Origin of the sequence: Saccharopolyspora sp. 6M, from assembly GCF_020176775.1 — a bacterium.
Classification (GTDB): domain Bacteria; phylum Actinomycetota; class Actinomycetes; order Mycobacteriales; family Pseudonocardiaceae; genus Saccharopolyspora_C; species Saccharopolyspora_C gregorii.
The window spans coordinates 13491-31578 of record NZ_JAIUJZ010000065.1 but is presented as its reverse complement, the minus strand read 5'-3'; the positions used below and the strand labels follow the sequence as shown (position 1 = coordinate 31578).

The window sequence follows — 18088 nt, the reverse complement described above, 5'->3', positions numbered from 1 at the left end:
TACCCCGATGAGCCTGACCGGGCCCACCCGCCACAGCACCCGGGGCACGCGAATTCCGTGGAATGTCGCGTGCCCGGGGGCGGGCGCGGGGCACACCCGCGGTGGAACGGCCGTTCGCCTACTTGGCCTGGTCGAGCTGCTCGCGCACGGTGTCGAGCAGTTCCTCCCAGGACTTCTCGAACTTCTCGACGCCCTCGCGCTCCAGCACCGCGAACACGTCGTCGAGGTCGATGCCGATCTCGGTCAGCGCGTCGAACACCTGCTGCGAGGCGTCCTTGGTGCCGCGGACCTGGTCGCCTTCGACCTGGGCGTGGTCGGCGGTGGCGAACAGCGTCGCCTCCGGCATGGTGTTCACCGTGTTCGGCGCCACCAGCTGATCGACGTAGCGGGTGTCGGAGTACGCCGGGTCCTTCACGCCGGTGGAGGCCCACAGCGGGCGCTGCGGCTTCGCACCGTCCGCGGCCAGCGCCTGGAAGCGGTCCGAGGAGAAGACCTCCTCGTAGGCGGCGTAGGCCAGCCGGGCGTTGGCGATGGCCGCCTTGCCCTGCAGGTCCTGGCCGCCTTCCACGCCCTCCAGCCGCTTGTCGATCTCGGTGTCCACGCGGGACACGAAGAACGAGGCGACCGAGGCGATGGTGTTCAGCGAGTGGCCGTTGGCCTTCGCCTGCTCCAGGCCCGCCAGGTAGGCGTCCATGACGTCCCGGTAGCGCTCCACGGAGAAGATCAGCGTCACGTTCACGCTGACGCCCTCGGCCAGCACCCGGGTGATCGCGGGCAGGCCCTCGACCGTCGCCGGGATCTTGACCATCAGGTTCGGCCGGTCGACGGCCTTCCACAGCTCCAGCGCCTCGGCGACGGTGCGGTCGGTGTCGTGGGCCAGCCGCGGGTCGACCTCCAGGGAGACCCGGCCGTCGTCGCCCGCCTCGTAGACGTTGCGGAAGACGTCGGCGGCGTCGCGCACGTCCTTCGTGGTCAGCTCGCGGACCGTGTCGTCCACGCCGGCGCCGCGGGCGGCGAGCTCGCGGACCTGGTCGTTGTAGTCGGCCGCGTTGGACAGCGCCTTCGCGAAGATCGTGGGGTTGCTGGTGACACCCACGACCGCGTAGTCGTTGATCAGCTCGGTCAGGTTGCCGGACGTGATCCGCTGGCGGGACAGGTCGTCCAGCCAGATCGCCACGCCCGCCTGGCTGAGCGCGGTGAGGTTCTGGTTGTTCGTCACTGCAATACCTCCACTCACGCGTTCGAGCGCGCGTTCTCCAGGCTCCGCCGGGCGGCGTCGACGACCGCCTCCGTGGTGAAGCCGAACTTCTCGAACAGGGTCTTGTAGTCCGCCGAGGCGCCGAAGTGCTCGATCGAGACGTTCTCGCCGAGGTCACCGGTGAACCGGTGCCAGGACTGGGCGATGCCGGCCTCGACGGAGACGCGGGCGCGCACCGACGGGGGCAGCACCTGCTCGCGGTAGGCCTTGTCCTGCCGGTCGAACCACTCGACGCACGGCATCGACACCACGCGGGTGGCAACGCCGTCGGCCTCCAGGATCTTCCTGGCCTCGACGGCCAGCTGGACCTCGGAGCCCGTGGCGATGATCACGAGCTCGGGGGTGCCGGAGGACGCCTCGGCCAGCACGTAGCCGCCCTTGGCGACGCCCTCGGCGTCGGTCCCCTCCAGCGTCGGCACGCCCTGGCGGGTCAGCGCCAGCCCGGCGGGGCCGCTGGTGTCCTCCAAGATCGCCTTCCAGGAGAAGGCGGTCTCGTTGGCGTCCGCGGGGCGGACCACCGACAGGCCGGGGATGGCGCGCAGCGAGGAGAGCTGCTCGATCGGCTGGTGCGTCGGGCCGTCCTCGCCCAGGCCGATCGAGTCGTGCGTCCACACGTAGATCGTCGGGGCGTTCATCAGCGCCGCGAGCCGCACCGCGGGCCGCATGTAGTCGCTGAAGATCAGGAAGGTGCCGCCGTACGGGCGGGTGCCGCCGTGCAGTGCGATGCCGTTGAGGATCGAGCCCATCGCGTGCTCGCGGACGCCGAAGTGCAGCGTCCGGCCGTACGGCTGGGCGTTCCACATCCCGGTGGAGATGTGCTTCGGGCCGAACGAGTCGACGCCCTTCATCGTGGTGTTGTTGCTCTCCGCCAGGTCGGCGGAACCGCCCCACAGCTCCGGCAGCACGTCGGCGAGGGCGTTGAGCACCTCACCGGAGGCCTTGCGGGTGGCGACGCCCTTGCCGTCGGCCTCCCAGGTCGGCAGCTTCTCGGACCAGCCCGCGGGCAGCTCGCGGACCCGGATCCGCTCCAGCAGCGCCTTGCGGTCGGGGTGCTCGGCGGCCCACGCGTCGTAGGACTTCTGCCACTCGGCGTGCGCGGCCTTGCCCCGCTCCACGGCCTTGCGGGCGTGCGCGAGGACCTCGTCGGAGACCTCGAAGGTCTGCTCCGGGTCGAAGCCCAGCGCCTTCTTGATCTCGGTGATCTCCTCGCCGCCCAGCGCGGCACCGTGCGCCTTGCCGGTGTTCATCTTCGTCGGCGCGGGGAAGCCGATCACGGTGCGCAGCACGACCAGCGTGGGCTGCTCCGGCTTGCCCTTGGCCGCGTCCAGCGCGTCCAGGATGCTGGAGACGTCCTCGCCGCCGTCGACGGTGACGACGTGCCAGCCGTAGGCCTCGTAGCGCTTCGCGGTGTCCTCGGACAGCGCGATGCGGGTGTCGTCCTCGATGGAGATCTCGTTCGCGTCGTAGATCACCGTGAGGTTGCCCAGCTGCTGGGTGCCCGCGAACGAGGAGGCCTCGGAGGTGACGCCCTCCTCGATGTCGCCGTCGGAGGCGATCACGTAGATCTGGTGGTCGAACGGGCTCTCGCCCGGGGCCGACTCCGGGTCCAGCAGACCGCGCTCGCGGCGGGCGGCGACCGCCATGCCGACGGCCGTGGCCAGGCCCTGGCCCAGCGGGCCGGTGGTGGTCTCCACGCCGGGGGTGTGCCAGTACTCCGGGTGACCGGGGGTCTTGGAGTCCCAGGTGCGCAGGGCCTTGATGTCGTCCAGCTCCAGCCCGTACCCGGACAGGAACAGCTGGAGGTACAGCGTCAGGCTGGAGTGACCGGCGGACAGCACGAAGCGGTCGCGGCCGATCCAGTCGGCGTCGGTGGGGTCGTGCCGCATGACGCGCTGGAACAGCGCGTAGGCGGCGGGGGCCAGGCTCATGGCGGTGCCTGGGTGCCCGCTGCCGCATTTCTCGACCGCGTCGGCGGCCAGCACCCGGACCGTGTCCACGGCGCGCTGGTCCAACTCGGTCCAGTCTGCGGGCAGTCGCTTGGTGGTCAAGCGGGCAAGATCGTCGGTGACGGACACGGACGCAGCTCCAGTTTCCCTCGAAGCGGTCCTTCGCGGCTCCGGCGCGTCGCCCGCTGACCCGGACCGATTCGGACCGCAGTTATCCCTCGTCCAGCGGGCAGCCTAGTCGTGACCTCGTGGGCGCGCGGCGGCCCGCCTGAATTGATGCGGTCCCCCACCGGGGTGAGAGGATCGCGGGTCAACCGCCTGCATCGCCGGAGACCCCTCGTCGTGCGGCGCCGAACCGCGCCGGCCGGTGTTCGCGCAGCTCACCGGTGCCGCCACGGCCGTGCCCCCCGGGGCGTCGACGGTGCGTGCCCGGGGCGCCACGGCCGGTGCCCGGCCCGGTTCGCGGTGCGTCGCCCGCCCGGCGGCGCCTCGACCGCCGCGGGGCCGATCCCGCGACGGTGCGGCGGACCCCACCACCGGCAACGCGGCGCGGTGGGCGTGCCTTCCGCGCGGAGCGTGTCCGGTGGCTCACCCCACGGTACCGGCGCCGCCGGGTCCGGTCCCGGCCGCGAGGCCCCCCGGGGCGCGCGCCCGGACCCTGCGGGCGGCGCTGGGGTGTAGCGCGCCTACCATTCAGGGCGGTCGGTCGCCGTCGTTCCGGTGGTCACCCCGAGCTGACTAGGAGTCCCATGCCTGCGATGCGGTGCGCTTCGGGCGGACACCACGGCGCGGCCCCGGCCGCGGGGCGGACCGCGCTCCCCGGCGGTGCGGAGCACGGCGTGCGGCTCGCGGCCCGCGCGGCAGGGGCGGCCTCGTGACCAGCACCGAAACCCCGGTCGGCGGGGCGCAGCGGCACGCGCGGCGGCCCGGCGACCTGCTCAAGGCCTACCTCGGCCTGCTCAAGCCGCGCGTCATCGAGCTGCTGCTGGTCACCACCATCCCGGCGATGCTGCTGGCCGAGCGCGGCATCCCGTCGCCGTGGCTGGTGCTGTCCACCCTGGTCGGCGGCACCATGGCCGCGGGCAGCGCCAACGCGCTCAACTGCGTCGCCGACGCCGACATCGACCAGGTCATGCAGCGCACCAGGGCCCGGCCGCTGGTGCGCCACACCGTCTCCAACCGGCACGCGCTGCTGTTCGGGATCGCGCTGGGGCTCGGCTCGTTCGCGTTCCTGTGGGCGACGACGAACCTGCTGGCCGCGGTGCTGGCGGTCGCCACGATCCTGTTCTACGTCCTCGTCTACACGCTGGTGCTCAAGCGCCGCACCGCGCAGAACATCGTCTGGGGCGGGGCCGCCGGGTGCATGCCGGTGGTCATCGGCTGGGCCGGGGTGACCGGGCGGGTGGACTGGCCCGCGCTGGTCATGTTCGGGATCATCTTCTTCTGGACACCGCCGCACACCTGGGCGCTGGCGGTGAAGTACAAGGCGGACTACGAGCGCGCCGGCGTGCCGATGCTGCCCGTCGTCGCCGAACCGGCCTACGTGTCGCGGCAGATCGTCGCCTACAGCTGGCTGATGGTGCTGTGGACGCTGCTGCTGGCCCCCGCCACCGGGTGGCTCTACACCGCGTTCGCGGTGCTCTCCGGCGCCTGGTTCCTGTGGCTCGCGCACCGGCTGCACACCGCGACCAAGCGGGGCGAGCCGACGAAGCCGATGCGGCTGTTCCACATGTCCAACACGTACCTGATGATCGTGTGCGTGGCGCTGGCGGTGGACTCGGCACTGGGACTGCCGGTGCTGGGCTGGCCGTTCGCGTGATCGCCACGAGCTGAGCGGTCCGGCGCCGTCCCAACTGGTCGTCGCGCGGGCCGTCGCACCCTCCACCGCGGGCCCGGCCGCGTGTGCGACAGTCGGCGCGGATCACCGGTGGAGGGAGATCGATGAGCGCGGAACTGCCGCCGCGGCACCGGCAGGCGCTGGAGCGCCTCGTCGAACGCGGCACGCTGACCTCCGAGCAGGCCGATGCGGTGCGCGCCGAGCTCACCGCCGAACCCGCACCGCAGCGCGCGGGCGGGGTCTGGGAGGTCCTCGGGTACGCGGGCGGCGCACTCGTGATCGGCGGTGCGTCGCTGCTGGTCGGCATGTCCTGGGAGGTGTTGTCGACCGCGGCCCGGATCGGCCTGCTGGTCGCCGCCACCGCGGTGCTCGTGGTCGCGGGCGGACTCATCGCGGGCGGCCCGCGCGGTGCGCGGGAGCTCGCCGACGATGCGCCCTCGCGGCGCAGCCGCATCGTGTCCGCACTGCTCGCGCTGGCCTCCGGGTCCGCGGCGATGGCGGTCGTGGCCGGGCTGGACGGTTCGGACTCCTCGCTGTCCGCGAGCGGGCTCGGGCTGGTCGCGGCCGCCGCCGGGTACGCGCTGCTGCCCGCGGTGCCGGGGCTGGTGGCGACCGGTGCCTTCGCATTCTGGTTCGCGCTCGCGCTGGCCGATGAGCTACCGGGCAGCGGGTCCGTGCCGCAGATGCTGGTGCTGATCGTGCTCGGCGGGCTGTGGGCGGTGCTCGCGGTGCGCGGTGTGCTCGACCGGCCGACCCGGGGCCGCGCGGGCCGGGTGCGGCGCGACGTGGGCTTCGGGATCGCGGCGGCGACGGCGCTCACCGGCGCCCAGTGGACCGTGATCGCGCACCAGTCGTGGAGCTACGCGATCACGTTCGTGCTGGCCGTCGGCTGCTTCGCCGCGTTCGTGGCGCTGCGCTCGGCGGTGCTGCTGGTGTTCGGCGTGCTCGGGGTGACCGTCGCGGTGCCGGAGGCGCTGTACCACTGGACCGGCGGTGCGCTCGGCGGGCCGCTGATCGTGCTGCTGGTGGGTGTGGTGCTGCTGGCGGCGGGCGGTTTCGGCCTGCGGCTGCGGAACCGGGTCGGCTAGCGCGGCCGGGCCTGCTTGGAGCGACCGGGCCTGCTTGGAGCGGCCGGTCGGCTGGAGCAGCCGGTCGGCTGGAGCCCTCAGCCGGCGCGGAACCCGCGCAGCCGATCGAGGCCCCCGGGCGAGCCGATGCCGAGCAGTGGCGCGGCCCGCTCCAGCAGCAGCCCGGCCAGGTCGGCCAGCACCCAGCGCGCGCTGGGCAGCGAGGCCAGGGCCGCCCACTCGAACTGGTCGGCCTCGACCACCCGGCCCGCGCGCACCGCGGGCGAGGTCCGCAGCAGCGGCTGCTCCCGCACCGACCCGGCGTTGCCGCGCAGCACCACCAGCAGGTCCGCGTCGTGCTCGCCGAGCCGTTCGCCGGAGATCTCCGGGAACGGCAGCGGCCCGTCCGCGACCGCTTCCTGCGCAGGGGGCCGGGCCACGCCGAGCGCCCGCAGCACCTGTCCGGCGGCCGTCGAGCCGGACACCGTGGTGACCACCTCGTCGCCGCGGCCCTCGCCGAGCACCGAGATCGTCGGCATCCGGCGGGTCGCGAGGCGGGCGGCGAGCTCGGCGCGGTCCCGCTCGAAGGCCTCCCACGCGGCCACCGCGGCTCCGGCCGCGCCCACCGCCGCGCCGAGCGCGAGCGCGTCCGCGCGCACGTCCCCGGTGCGCCGCACCAGCCGCAACCGGGCCAGTCCGCGCAGCAGCTCCGCCGGGACCCCGGGCAGCCGGTGCCCGGCCAGCATCTCCGGGCGCAGGCGGGCCAGCGCCTCCAGGTCCAGTCCGCCCGCGCCGCCGAGGTCGAGCACCGGCGCGCCCTGCACGGCCGCGATCGCGGGCAGCACCGGGTCACCGCCGGTCACCGCCACCGTGCCCACCTGTTCGCGCCCCAGCAGCAGGGCGAGGCGAGCCGTCCCGCCGTCCAGGGTCACCAGTCCGCGGCCGGCTTCGGCCGGGGCCGCTCGGCAGCCGCCGAGCAGCCCGGCCGCGAGCAGCGCCAGCGCACCGCGCCGCCCGATCACGCGATCGATCACGGTCGATCAGTCGGTCGCGGGGCACCCGGAGTTCCCGGGCGGGCGCGTTCCGCTCAGGGCAGCAGCAGGAGCTTGCCCGTGCTGCGGCGCGCCTCCAGGTCTTCGTGCGCCCGGCCGGCCTGCTCCAGCGGGTAGCTGCCGCCGATGCGCACGTCGAGCTCACCCGCGCGCACCGCCTGGAAGATCTCCCCGGCCCGCCGGTCCAGCTCCTCCCGATCCAGCATGTGGTGCGCCAGCGACGGCCGGGTGAGGAACAGCGAGCCCCCCGAGTTCAGCCGCTGCGGGTCCACCGGCGGCACCGGCCCGCTGGACGCGCCGAACAGCGCGAGCGTCCCGCGCGGGCGCAGCGACGCGAGGCTGCCGTCGAAGGTGTCCTTGCCGACGCCGTCGTAGACCACGTCCACCCCGCGCCCGTCGGTGAGGTCGCGGACCTCCTCGGCCACGTCGGCGTCGGTGTAGCGGATGATCTCGTCGGCACCGGCCGCGCGCGCCAGCCGCTCCTTCTCGTCGGTGGACACGGTGCCGATCACGTTCCCGCCGCGCGCCTTGATCAGCTGGGTGAGCAGCAGTCCCACGCCGCCCGCCGCCGCGTGCACCAGCGCCGTCTCGCCGGGGCGGATCGGGTGGGTGGAGGTGACGAGGAAGTGCGCGGTCATGCCCTGCAGCATCGCGGCGGCCGCCGTCCGGTCGTCGACGCCGTCGGGGACGCGGACCGAGTTGCGCGCGGGCACCACGGCCTGCTCGGCGTAGCCGCCGGGCGTCATGGCCCACGCGATGCGGTCGCCGGGGGTGAATCCGGTGACGTCCGGGCCGACCTCGCGGACGGTGCCCGCGCCCTCCACGCCGGGGGTGAACGGCAGCGGCACGCTGTAGAGGCCGCTGCGCTGGTAGGTGTCGATGAAGTTCACCCCGGCCGCGGACACCTCCACCAGCAGCTCACCGGACTGCGGGGTCGGCCGGTCCAGTTCGGCGGGCTCCAGCACCTCCGGTCCGCCGTGGGCCGGTACCCGAATCGCGCGCATGCGTGCCTCCTAGATCGCCTCGTCCGCCCGGCGCCGGGACGGCCGCCGGGGATCATCCCCACTCTCGCAGGCGCGGAGGCGGCCGGGCGGTGGCCTGGGTAACTGTTCGCCCCGTGTCGTCGGGGTGGTTGTCTAGGATCACCCGCATGGCAGCCGAGAACGACACCGAGCAGAGCACCGCGCCCGAGCCGAAGGCGATCGCCCGGGTGAAGGCGTTCGCCGCGGGCCACGGCGGTTCCGCGCGAGCCGTGGTGGAGAACCTCGGCCAGGCGGGCGCCCGCATCGTGCTGATCGGCGAGGACGGCGCGCTCGGCGACGTGCTGGTCGCAGGCGTCGCGGCGGGGGAGGCCGTGGTCGAGGCCGTCGAGCAGGTCACCGCGGGGGAGTGGGACGGCGACACGACCGCCGCGCTGCAGATCGGCCCGGCGCACCGCCGGAAGATGGCCGGCCCGCGGGCCCGGTGAGACCGGCACCTCGGGTCCTGCTCGCCAGCTGCGCCGAGCTGCCCCGCTCGAACGCCGACGACACCGACCTGCCGGAGGTGCTGGCCGAGCTGGGCGTGCCCGCGGCCTGGGCGCCGTGGGACGACCCGGCCGCGCCGTTCGATTCCGCCGAGCTCGTGGTGCTGCGCAGCACCTGGGACTACCCGCCCCGGCGCAAGGACTTCCTGGCCTGGTGCGAGTCGGTGCCCGCGCTGGTGAACCCGGCGCGGGTGGCGCGCTGGAACACCGACAAGACCTACCTCGCCGATCTGGCCGCGCGGGGCGTCCCGGTGGTGCCGACGGAGCTGATCGCACCGGGCGAACCGCTGCGCTGCCCGGACTTCGAGTTCGTGCTGAAGCCCTCGGTGGGGGCGAGCTCGCGGGGCGCGGCCCGGTTCGCGGTGGGGGAGCGGGACACCGAGGCCGCGCACGTGGCCGCGCTGCACGCCGTGGATCACACGGTGCTGGTGCAGCCCTACCAGCGGGCGGTGGACCGGGAGGGCGAGACGGCGCTGGTGTTCGTCGGCGGGGGTTATTCGCACGCGTTCGTGAAGGGCGCGATGCTGCCGGATCCGGCGGCGCCGGGGCCGGGACCGGGCGACCGCTTCGGGGTGGAGCCGGATGCGGCGCTACGCCGCGCGGCGGAGGACGCGGTGGACGCGGCGGCGGCGATTCACGGGATGCGCCGGTCCGAGCTGCTGTACGCGCGGGTGGACCTGGTGCGCCGGGAGGACGGGTCGCCGCTGCTGCTGGAGCTGGAGCTGACCGAACCGTCGTTGGGGTTCCGCCAGGCGGATCCGGGGGCGAAGCCGCGGTTCGCGTCGGCGGTGCGGGCGGCGCTGGCCGGGTGAGCCCGCTTCCGGGGCGTGTCGGGGTGGCTTCGCCGTTCTCCTGAGTCTATGGTTTCAGCATCGGTTGAAGTCGATCAGTCGGAGGCATCCGAGGTGACCGAGTACGCCCAGCGCACCGACCGTCCCGCCATGTCCGAGTGGATCGAGCAGATGGCCGCGCACTTCGAAGCGACCGAGGGCATGCCGCTCATCGCCGGACGGATCCTCGCGTTCCTGCTGATCTGCGACCCGCCGGAGCGCACCGCGGCCGAGCTCTCCCACGGGCTCAACGCCAGCAGCGGCTCCGTCAGCACCAACGTCCGGTTGCTGCTGCGCCTCGGGGTCATCTCCAAGACGACCCGGCAGGGCCGCGAGGCCGCGCTCTATCGCGTGGAGGAGCACCGCTGGCCGGAACTGGTCCGGCACCGCATGGAGCAGGTCACCGGGCTCGAACAGCTCACCGAGGACGGGCTGCGGATGTTCAGCGGCCAGGGGGAGCGGGCGCGGCGGCTGCGCACCGTGCACGAGTTCTACAAGTGGCTCTCCGGCGAGATGCCGCAGCTCTGGCAGCGGTGGGAGCGGGAGCGCCGCGCACTGCGCTACTGAGCCGGGCCGGGCACCGGAACCGGCGGTCAAGCCGGGACGGGCTCCGCGGATTCGCCTGCCGGGACCCGCGGCACCGGCCCGCGGTAGCGGGACTCGCACCACAGCAGCGCGGTCGCCGTGATCACCAGGGTGGAACCGAGCACGTGCAGCACCACCAGCGCCCCGGGCACCCCGAGCACGTACTGCGCGGAGCCGAGCGCCCCCTGCGCCAGCACCAGCACGCACGCCGCGCCGTAGGCCTTCAGCAGCGCGCCGGTCGGGCGGGCGCCGCGCAGCCACACGCCGAACACCGCGAGCAGGCACACGTACGCCATCACCAGCAGGCCGTGCACCTGCACCAGCGTCGGCACCGGCACCACGAGCCGCGGCGTGTCGGCGTCCCCGGCGTGCGGCCCGGCCGCGGTCACCAGCGTGCCCGCGACCAGCATCGCCGCCGTCACCGCGGTGAGCGCCACCAGCAGCCGGCGCATCCGGGCCGGGAGCACCGGCGTCGCGGGCTCGTCGCCCTCGCCCGCGGCCTTGAACAGGTACGCGGCCAGCCAGATCAGCACGGCCGAGGCCATGAAGTGGATGGACACGCTCCACCAGCTCAGGTCCACCAGCACCGTGATGCCGCCGATGACGGCCTGCGCGAGCACGCCCAGCGGCATGACCAGCGCCAGCTTCACCAGGCGCGGCCGGTGCGGGCGCACCCGCCACGCGGCGATCAGGCAGGCCAGCGCGACGAACCCGACGAGGCCGGTCAGCGTGCGGTTGCCGAACTCGATCACTTGGTGCAGCGTCGCCACCTCGGGGTGGTCGACCGGGACCATGCTCCCCGGGAAGCACTGCGGCCAGGTGGGGCAGCCGAGGCCGGAGCCCGTCACCCGCACCACGGAACCCGTCACCGAGATCAGCGATTGGGTGATGAGGACGGCGAGCGCGAGCCAGCGCACCAGGCGGTGGTCGGCGGCCGGGATCCGGGACAGCATCGACGACGGCACGCATCGATGGTATTCGCCGCCCCGCACCGCCCGGCCGCCAGGTGGTGCGCCGCAGGTCACTCCACGCGCTTCTCGCGGGCGAAGGTGCCCTTCGGGAACGCGCCGGCCTTGAGCACCTGGGTGCTGAGCTTCTTGCCGTACCCGGCGAGGCGCTGCGCGTTCTCCGCGCCGAGGTGGGCCCAGGGGGCGGCGGCGAGCGCGTCGGTGCGCTGCTCGACGTCCTCCCGGAAGGCGACACCCCGCTCGGTGAGCCCGCCGTCGGCGTCGAGCAGGCCGCGGTCGGCGAGTTCGCGCTGCGCCTGCGCCCACTCCTCATCGGACCAGCCGCGGCTGGCCTGCGAGAACTGCCGGGAGAGTCCTTCGCCGCTCGCGGACTGCAGGACCAGCGCCTGCAGCCCGGTGAGGCCCACCGCCTGCAGCACTATCAGGTGGCCGTCGCCGCGGTGCTCGCGCAGCAGCGACTGGGCGTGCCAGAGCACCAGGTGCGGCTCGTCCGGCCACTCCAGGTCGGCGTGCCCGGCGTAGAGCGGGCGGGCTTCGGGACGGCAGGCCTCGGTGGCGCGGCGGGCGAGCGCGGCGGCCTCCGCGAGCTCCTCGGAGGCGATCGTCTCGGGGCCGAGCAGCTTGCGCAGCGCGGTGTCGGCGGCGCGGAACCGGGCGGCGACGACGGCTTCCGGGGTGGTGATCGTCCACGCGTGCGGGATGACCTCGGCGATCACCCGCGGGTTGAAGTTGTAGAAGGTGGCGGCGACGACTCCCGCGCCGACGGCGCCCATCGGGGCGGCGCGGCCGGCGAAGTAGCGCATCCGGGTGCCGTCGAGGCCGAGCGCGCCGAACTCCTCCTCGGCTTCGGGGCTGAAGTAGATCAGCGAGTGCAGCGGTTCCAGGCTGCGGTGGCAGGGGCGGGCCAGTTCGGTGCCGGGCGTCACGTCGGCGTGCTGCTCAGTCATGCTCTCACCCTACTTCCGGTAACCACCGGGTCCGGAAGTTCGGTCCGGTCAGGTGAGCCGAGTGGTGCGCACCGCCAGCGCCCCGGCCGCCGCGGCCCACGCCACCAGCACCAGCAGCGGCTGCCAGCCCGGCAGCGCCGCGTGCTCCAGCGCCGCCTCCAGCGAGGTCGCCAGCGCACCCGAGGGCAGCAGTCCGGCGATCGCGCCCACCGGGCCCGGCAGATCGCTCATCGGCAGTGCCAGCCCACCGGCCAGCAGCAGCACGAACCAGATCGCGTTCGCCACCGCCAGCACGATCTCCGCCCGGAACGCGCCGCCCACCAGCACCCCGGCCGCGCCGAACGCGAGGGTGCCCAGCACCAGCAGCGGCAGCGCCGCCACGATCCCCAGCGGGCTCGGCGTCCAGCCCAACAGCGCGGCCGTGATCCCCAGCAGCACCGCCTGCAGCGCCACCACCAGCAGCGTCGCCAGCACCCGGCCGCTGATCAGCGTCCAGCGCGGCAGCGCCGTCGCGGACAGCCGCTTGAGCACCCCGTAGCGGCGGTCGAAGCCGAGCGCGATGGCCTGCCCGGTGAACGCGGTGGACATCACGGCCAGCGCGAGGATGCGCGGCGCCACCGAGTCCACCCGTGGTTCCGGCACGGTGCCGATGTGCAGCGTGCTCAGCCCGATCAGCAGCGCCAGCGGGATGATCAGCGTGAGCAGCGCCTGCTCGCCGTGCCGGATGATCAGCAGCGCTTCGATCCGGGTGTGCGCGGCGAGCATCCGCAGCGCCCGTCCGCGTCCCGGGGCGGGCGCGAAGGTGCCCGCGGGGAACCGCTCGCCGGGGCGCGGGGCGGCCCGGTCGTCGCGGGCGAGTCCGGTCCCGGCGGTGCCGGTCCCCGTCTTGGCGGCGCCGTGGTTCACGAGCGCAACTCCCGTCCGGTCAGGTCCAGGAACACGTCCTCCAGGCTGCGCCTGCTCACCCGCAGCTCGTTGGCGAACACGCCGTGCCGCGCGCACCACGCGGTCACGGTGGAGACCACCTGCGGGTCGATGGTGCCGCGCACCACGTACCGGCCCGCGCGCTGCTCGACGGCCTCGTAGCCCTCGGGCAGCGCGGCCAGCAGCAGGCCGAGGTCGAGCGCGGGCTCGGAGTGGAACTTCAGCTCCTGCCTGCCCCGCGGGTCGGCGGTGAGCTCGGCGGTGGTGCCGTCGGCGACGGCGCGCCCGTGGTCGACGATGACGACCCGGTCGGCGAGCGCCTCGGCCTCGTCCATCAGGTGGGTGGTCAGCAGCACGCCGACGCCGTCCCGGCGCAGCGCGGCGACCAGGTCCCACACCAGGTGGCGGGCCTGCGGGTCGAGCCCGGCGGTCGGTTCGTCCAGGAACACCAGCTCGGGGCGGCCGACGAGCGCGCAGGCCAGCGACAACCGCTGCTGCTGTCCGCCGGAGAGCCGCTTGTACGGGGTGCGCCCGGCGGAGGTGAGCCCGAGGACGTCGAGCAGCCAGCGCGGGTCGATGGGGTCCGCGGAGCAGGTCGCGACCAGCTCCAGCATCTCGGCGGCCCGCACGCCCGGGTAGGCGCCGCCGCCCTGCGGCATGACGCCGATCCGGGGCCGCAGCCGTTCGCCCTGGGTGGCGGGGTCGAGCCCGAGCACCCGCACCGTTCCGCCGTCGGGCCGCTGGAAGCCTTCGCAGATCTCGACGGTGGTGGTCTTGCCCGCGCCGTTGGGTCCGAGCAGGGCGAGCACGCTGCCGCGCGGCATCCGCAGGTCGAGCCCGTCGACGGCCGTGGTGTCGCCGAAGCGCTTGGTCAGCCCGCGCACGTCCAGCGCGTCGCCGTCGGCGGCCGGTTCCTCGATCACCGGGCCGGGCGTGGGGGTGCTCGCGGCTTCGTTCACGACGTCCAAGCCTATGACGTGACGGGGCGCTCATCCGCCCGGGTCGGCAGCAGCGGCGGGACCTTGCCGCGCACGAGCCACAGCAGGATCCCGAAGGCGAGGATCGAGGCGATGACGGCGAACGGCACCTGGTAGGCCCGCAGGATGTAGGCGGCCCCGGTCGGCGGGACCACGAGCGCGACGATGGAGCAGATGGTGGCCGCGCCGATCCGGAAGCGGTGGTCGTTGGTGGCCAGCGACAGCGGCACCACCATCCACAGCAGGTACCAGGGGTGCAGCACCGGCCCGAACACGGCGAGCGTGCCGAGGGTGATGCCGAGCGCGGCCAGCGGTTCGATCCGGCCCTTGAACGCCAGCCACAGCAGCCGCACGCACACCAGCCCGGTGATGGCGTATCCGAAGATCTTGGTGATGACCAGCATCGAGTTGGTGTGGTTGCCGAGGCCGAGCAGCATGCCGACCCCGCCGCCGGTCATGCCGAACGCGGTCATCGGCGCCAGCCAGGTCTTGATCCGGTTCGGCACGTCGTAGGTCTCGATCCAGCCGAGGCCCCAGCCGCTGGCCACCGTGATGATCGTCATGGTGCCGAGCATCAGCACGGCGAGCACGGCGGCGACGCCGACGAGGTCGCGCATCCGCCCGCCGCGCCTGCGGGCCACGTAGATGCCGAAGAAGCCGAGGGACACGAAGCCGGGCGGTTTGATGGCCCCGCCGATGCTGAGCAGCACCCCGGCGACGACCACGCCGAGCGGTCCGCGCCAGCGCAGCCCGAGCTCGATGGCGGCGAGCATGATCCCGACCAGCAGCGCCTCGTTGTGCGCGCCGCTGACCACGTGGAACAGCGTGATCGGGTTGGCGGCCGAGAGCCACAGCGCGGCCACCGGGTGCACCCCGCAGCGGGCGGCGAGCCGCGGGATCGCCCAGATCGCCAGCATCAGACCGATGATCATCACGACCCGCCAGAGCAGCACGCCGAACACGACGTCGTCGCCGATGACGCGGCCGAGGTGCTGGCCGAACAGCAGGAACAGCGGACCGTAGGGCGAGGGCGTGTCGCGCCAGATGTTCGGCACGTTGGCGACCAGCGGGTGGTCCACGCCGAGCGCGGTGCCCGGTCCCAGCGTGTACGGGTTGATGCCCTGCGCGGCCACCGCGTTCTGCGCCAGGTACGTGTACATGTCGGTGCTGAACAGCGGCGGCGCGACGGCCAGCGGCAGCCCCCACATGACGATGGTGCGGTCCATCTGGGTGCGGCTGACCATCCGGTCCCGGCCGGGCCAGGACAGCTTGCCGAGCCAGAGCCACGCGGTGACGACCATGAGCATGCCGAGCCAGGCGCAGGCCATGGCGACGGTGGGGATGCGCGCGGGCAGCCCGAGCAGCCGGACCCCGATCAGCGGGTTGTCGACGGGAGCGGCGCCCGCGCCGATGGCGCCGAAGGCGAGCACCAGCGAGCCGGTGGTGCCGAAGCGGCGGACCAGGTCGAGCTGGCGGCGTTCGGGCGCGTCGAGCGGGGCGGGCTGCTGCGCGGCGGGCGCGTCGCCCGCGTAGGCGGTGTCGCTGCTGGGTGGGGCGTCGGCGACCCGGGTGGTGCCGCGTCCGTCCTGCTCAGCGCCGGTCGGTGCGGTCGCGGCGGCGTCCCGCGACCGGGTCGCGCCCCGGGGGGTGGTGCCGTCGGCCGGGGTGCCGGAGGTCGCTGACTCGCCCGGCCCGGCTTCGTCCTGCTGGTTCGTCTCGCCTGCGCCCACGGCACCGAAGCTTAGGGCAGCCGGTGGGCGGCCCGTCCCGCCGTCGCACAACCGCCGTTCGGGGTGATCCGGGTCACGTTGGCGGACCTGCGGTCTGGTGTGTCGGAGCTAAATAGGTAACATCGGTGTTGTGAAAAACGCCGGAACGCCACCTCCGGCTGCGGCCGCCGACTCGGGAGCCGCAGCCCCGGGTGCTGGTGCGCCGTCCGGGGACGGGCGGACCCGGCACTCGGTCGCCCGCCTCCTGCTGGAGCGCGGGCCGATCGCCGCCGCGGCGGTGGCCGAAGCCCTCGGGCTCAGCTCGGTCGCGGTGCGCAGGCACCTCGACGCGCTGGTCACCGAAGGCGAGGCCTACACCAGGGAGTCCTCCGCCCGGCAGCGCCGGGGGAGGGGCAGGCCCGCGAAGCTGTTCCTGCTGACCGAGGTCGGCCGGGCCAGGTTCGGGCACGCCTACGACGACCTAGCCGTGGCGGCGCTGCGGTTCATCGCCGACACCGACGGTGAGCAGGCGGTGCGGGAGTTCGCGCGCAAGCGCATCGCCGCACTGGTCGCCCACCACCGGGAGGCGCTGGCCGCCGCGCGGACCAGGGCCGAACGGGCCGAGGTCCTCGCCGGTGCGCTGACTCGCGAGGGCTACGCTGCCTCGACGCGCAGCGTGGCCTCCGGTGAGCAGCTCTGCCAGCACCACTGCCCGGTGGCGCACGTCGCTGCGGACTTCCCGCAGCTGTGCGAAGCCGAGACGGAGGCCTTCGCCGAAGTCCTCGGTACCCACGTGCAGCGGTTGGCCACCATCGCCAACGGCGATGCGGCCTGCACGACGCACGTACCGCTCACGCGGTCCGAGCGAACCGCCGATCGCGGCCCGGAGACCCAGGTCATCCCGGCATCCGCGTCGGCCGAAACCGATCCGGCCGCCCACGACCGGTCCCAGACCGACGGGCGGCAGACCGCCCCGATTCCTGACGGAGGGGAGTCCGTATGACTGCCGCTGCCGAGCAGCGCACACCCACCACGGCGTCGAACAACTCTGGCCAGCTCAGCCAAGAGGAGACGCTGGCGACCCTGGGCAACTACGAGTACGGCTGGGCCGACAAGGACGTCGCGGGCGAAGGCGCGCGACGCGGGCTCAACGAGGACGTCGTCCGGGAGATCTCGGCCAAGAAGGACGAGCCGGAGTGGATGCTCGAAGCGCGGCTGAAGGCGCTGCGGCTGTTCGAGCGCAAGCCGATGCCGAACTGGGGCGCCGACCTGTCGGGCATCGACTTCGACAACATCAAGTACTTCGTGCGCTCGACCGAACAGCAGGCCCAGAGCTGGGAGGACCTGCCCGAGGACATCAAGAACACCTACGACCGGCTGGGCATCCCGGAAGCGGAGAAGCAGCGGCTCGTCGCCGGTGTCGCCGCCCAGTACGAGTCCGAGGTGGTCTACCACAAGATCCGCGAGGACCTTGAGGAGAAGGGCGTCCAGTTCCTGGACACCGACACCGCGCTGCGCGAGCACCCGGAGACCTTCAAGGAGTACTTCGGCTCGGTCATCCCGGCCGGGGACAACAAGTTCTCCGCGCTGAACACCGCGGTGTGGTCCGGCGGCTCGTTCATCTACGTGCCGAAGGGCGTGCACGTCGACATCCCGCTGCAGGCCTACTTCCGGATCAACACCGAGAACATGGGCCAGTTCGAGCGGACGCTGATCGTCGTCGACGAGGACGCCTACGTCCACTACGTCGAGGGCTGCACCGCCCCGATCTACTCCAGCGACTCGCTGCACTCGGCGGTCGTGGAGATCGTGGTCAAGAAGGGCGCTCGCTGCCGCTACACGACCATCCAGAACTGGTCGAACAACGTCTACAACCTGGTCACCAAGCGGGCCAAGGCCGAAGAGGGCGCAACCATGGAGTGGGTCGACGGCAACCTCGGCTCCAAGGTCACCATGAAGTACCCGTCGGTGTTCCTGATGGGCGAGCACGCCAAGGGCGAGGTGCTCTCGGTGGCGTTCGCCGGTGAGGGCCAGCACCAGGACGCGGGCGCGAAGATGGAGCACATGGCTCCGCACACCTCCTCGACGATCGTCTCCAAGTCGATCGCCCGCGGTGGTGGCCGCACCTCCTACCGGGGTCTGGTGAAGGTCGCCAAGCGCGCCAACCACTCGGCCTCCACGGTCAAGTGCGACGCGCTGCTGGTCGACACGATCAGCCGCTCGGACACCTACCCGTACGTCGACGTGCGCGTCGACGACGTGTCCATGGGCCACGAGGCCACCGTCTCCAAGGTCAGCGACGACCAGCTGTTCTACCTGATGCAGCGCGGTCTGACCGAGGACGAGGCGATGGCGATGATCGTGCGCGGCTTCGTGGAGCCGATCGCGCGGGAGCTGCCCATGGAGTACGCGCTGGAACTGAACCGCCTGATCGAGCTGCAGATGGAAGGGGCCGTCGGCTGA

General features: G+C 73.3%; 16 protein-coding genes. 7 read left to right on the top strand and 9 right to left on the bottom strand.

What is annotated here, in order from left to right:
* Window positions 1-118 precede the first annotated feature (118 nt).
* Window positions 119-1219 (bottom strand): transaldolase, encoded by a 1101-nt coding sequence (tal, locus tag LCD31_RS10750; RefSeq protein WP_224957693.1) that lies wholly within the window; start codon window positions 1217-1219, stop codon window positions 119-121.
* Between the two features lie 14 nt (window positions 1220-1233).
* A complete protein-coding gene (gene tkt / locus LCD31_RS10745) occupies window positions 1234-3333 on the bottom strand; it encodes a transketolase (protein ID WP_224957692.1) in 2100 nt (699 codons plus the stop codon).
* Window positions 3334-4078: 745 nt separating this feature from the next.
* Here tkt and LCD31_RS10740 point away from each other — a divergent pair.
* Together LCD31_RS10740 and LCD31_RS10735 are read left to right on the top strand one after the other, a co-directional pair.
* Window positions 4079-5023, top strand: a complete 945-nt coding sequence (locus LCD31_RS10740) for a heme o synthase (RefSeq protein ID WP_224957691.1) — start codon at window positions 4079-4081, stop codon at window positions 5021-5023.
* A 122-nt stretch (window positions 5024-5145) separates the two neighbouring features.
* Window positions 5146-6129, top strand: a complete 984-nt coding sequence (locus LCD31_RS10735) for a hypothetical protein (protein WP_224957689.1) — start codon at window positions 5146-5148, stop codon at window positions 6127-6129.
* A 77-nt stretch (window positions 6130-6206) separates the two neighbouring features.
* On the opposite strand, the gene LCD31_RS10730 is transcribed toward LCD31_RS10735, so the two are convergent.
* Window positions 6207-7142 (bottom strand): ABC transporter substrate-binding protein, encoded by a 936-nt coding sequence (locus LCD31_RS10730; protein WP_224957687.1) that lies wholly within the window; start codon window positions 7140-7142, stop codon window positions 6207-6209.
* Window positions 7143-7195: 53 nt separating this feature from the next.
* Window positions 7196-8164: a quinone oxidoreductase gene (locus LCD31_RS10725; RefSeq protein WP_224957685.1), complete on the bottom strand. Its 969-nt coding sequence runs from the start codon at window positions 8162-8164 to the stop codon at window positions 7196-7198.
* Window positions 8165-8310: 146 nt separating this feature from the next.
* Here LCD31_RS10725 and LCD31_RS10720 point away from each other — a divergent pair, with 146 nt between their 5' ends.
* The 3 genes from LCD31_RS10720 (at window position 8311) to LCD31_RS10710 (ending at window position 10082) form a co-directional block, all read left to right on the top strand.
* Window positions 8311-8628 (top strand): hypothetical protein, encoded by a 318-nt coding sequence (locus tag LCD31_RS10720; protein ID WP_224957682.1) that lies wholly within the window; start codon window positions 8311-8313, stop codon window positions 8626-8628.
* Window positions 8625-9497 (top strand): hypothetical protein, encoded by an 873-nt coding sequence (locus tag LCD31_RS10715; RefSeq protein ID WP_224957680.1) that lies wholly within the window; start codon window positions 8625-8627, stop codon window positions 9495-9497. The genes LCD31_RS10720 and LCD31_RS10715 overlap by 4 nt, the downstream gene beginning before the upstream one ends.
* Window positions 9498-9590: 93 nt before the next feature.
* On the top strand, window positions 9591-10082 hold the full coding sequence (locus LCD31_RS10710; protein ID WP_224957679.1) for a GbsR/MarR family transcriptional regulator: 492 nt from the start codon (window positions 9591-9593) through the stop codon (window positions 10080-10082).
* Between the two features lie 26 nt (window positions 10083-10108).
* Here the strand turns inward: LCD31_RS10710 and LCD31_RS10705 are convergent, their stop codons facing one another.
* The 5 genes from LCD31_RS10705 to mptB all read right to left on the bottom strand — a co-directional run bounded on the left by LCD31_RS10705 (window position 10109) and on the right by mptB (window position 15646).
* Complete coding sequence (locus LCD31_RS10705; protein ID WP_255615117.1) at window positions 10109-11053, bottom strand: COX15/CtaA family protein; 945 nt, start codon at window positions 11051-11053, stop codon at window positions 10109-10111.
* Between the two features lie 68 nt (window positions 11054-11121).
* Window positions 11122-12015, bottom strand: coding sequence for a hypothetical protein (locus LCD31_RS10700; protein WP_224957677.1), 894 nt, complete (start codon window positions 12013-12015; stop codon window positions 11122-11124).
* A gap of 48 nt (window positions 12016-12063) precedes the next feature.
* Window positions 12064-12786 (bottom strand): ABC transporter permease, encoded by a 723-nt coding sequence (locus LCD31_RS10695; protein ID WP_224957726.1) that lies wholly within the window; start codon window positions 12784-12786, stop codon window positions 12064-12066.
* Window positions 12787-12917: 131 nt separating this feature from the next.
* Window positions 12918-13859, bottom strand: a complete 942-nt coding sequence (locus LCD31_RS10690; protein ID WP_374108094.1) for an ABC transporter ATP-binding protein — start codon at window positions 13857-13859, stop codon at window positions 12918-12920.
* 50 nt (window positions 13860-13909) lie between these two features.
* Window positions 13910-15646: a polyprenol phosphomannose-dependent alpha 1,6 mannosyltransferase MptB gene (gene mptB, locus LCD31_RS10685; protein ID WP_308015838.1), complete on the bottom strand. Its 1737-nt coding sequence runs from the start codon at window positions 15644-15646 to the stop codon at window positions 13910-13912.
* A 130-nt stretch (window positions 15647-15776) separates the two neighbouring features.
* On the opposite strand from mptB, the gene LCD31_RS10680 reads away from it, so the two are divergent.
* Window positions 15777-16628 (top strand): metalloregulator ArsR/SmtB family transcription factor, encoded by an 852-nt coding sequence (locus LCD31_RS10680; RefSeq protein WP_224957676.1) that lies wholly within the window; start codon window positions 15777-15779, stop codon window positions 16626-16628.
* Window positions 16625-18088, top strand: a complete 1464-nt coding sequence (gene sufB, locus LCD31_RS10675) for a Fe-S cluster assembly protein SufB (RefSeq protein WP_224957675.1) — start codon at window positions 16625-16627, stop codon at window positions 18086-18088. Before LCD31_RS10680 ends, sufB begins: the two co-directional genes overlap by 4 nt.

What these genes read in the sequence shown, in the direction of transcription:
- LCD31_RS10725 (WP_224957685.1), bottom strand. Translation starts at nt 8,164, where the DNA reads ATGCGCGCGATTCGGGTACCGGCCCACGGCGGACCGGAGGTGCTGGAG.
- LCD31_RS10705 (WP_255615117.1), bottom strand. Translation starts at nt 11,053, where the DNA reads ATGCTGTCCCGGATCCCGGCCGCCGACCACCGCCTGGTGCGCTGGCTC.
- LCD31_RS10735 (WP_224957689.1), top strand. Translation starts at nt 5,146, where the DNA reads ATGAGCGCGGAACTGCCGCCGCGGCACCGGCAGGCGCTGGAGCGCCTC.
- sufB (WP_224957675.1), top strand. Translation starts at nt 16,625, where the DNA reads ATGACTGCCGCTGCCGAGCAGCGCACACCCACCACGGCGTCGAACAAC.
- LCD31_RS10700 (WP_224957677.1), bottom strand. Translation starts at nt 12,015, where the DNA reads ATGACTGAGCAGCACGCCGACGTGACGCCCGGCACCGAACTGGCCCGC.
- LCD31_RS10720 (WP_224957682.1), top strand. Translation starts at nt 8,311, where the DNA reads ATGGCAGCCGAGAACGACACCGAGCAGAGCACCGCGCCCGAGCCGAAG.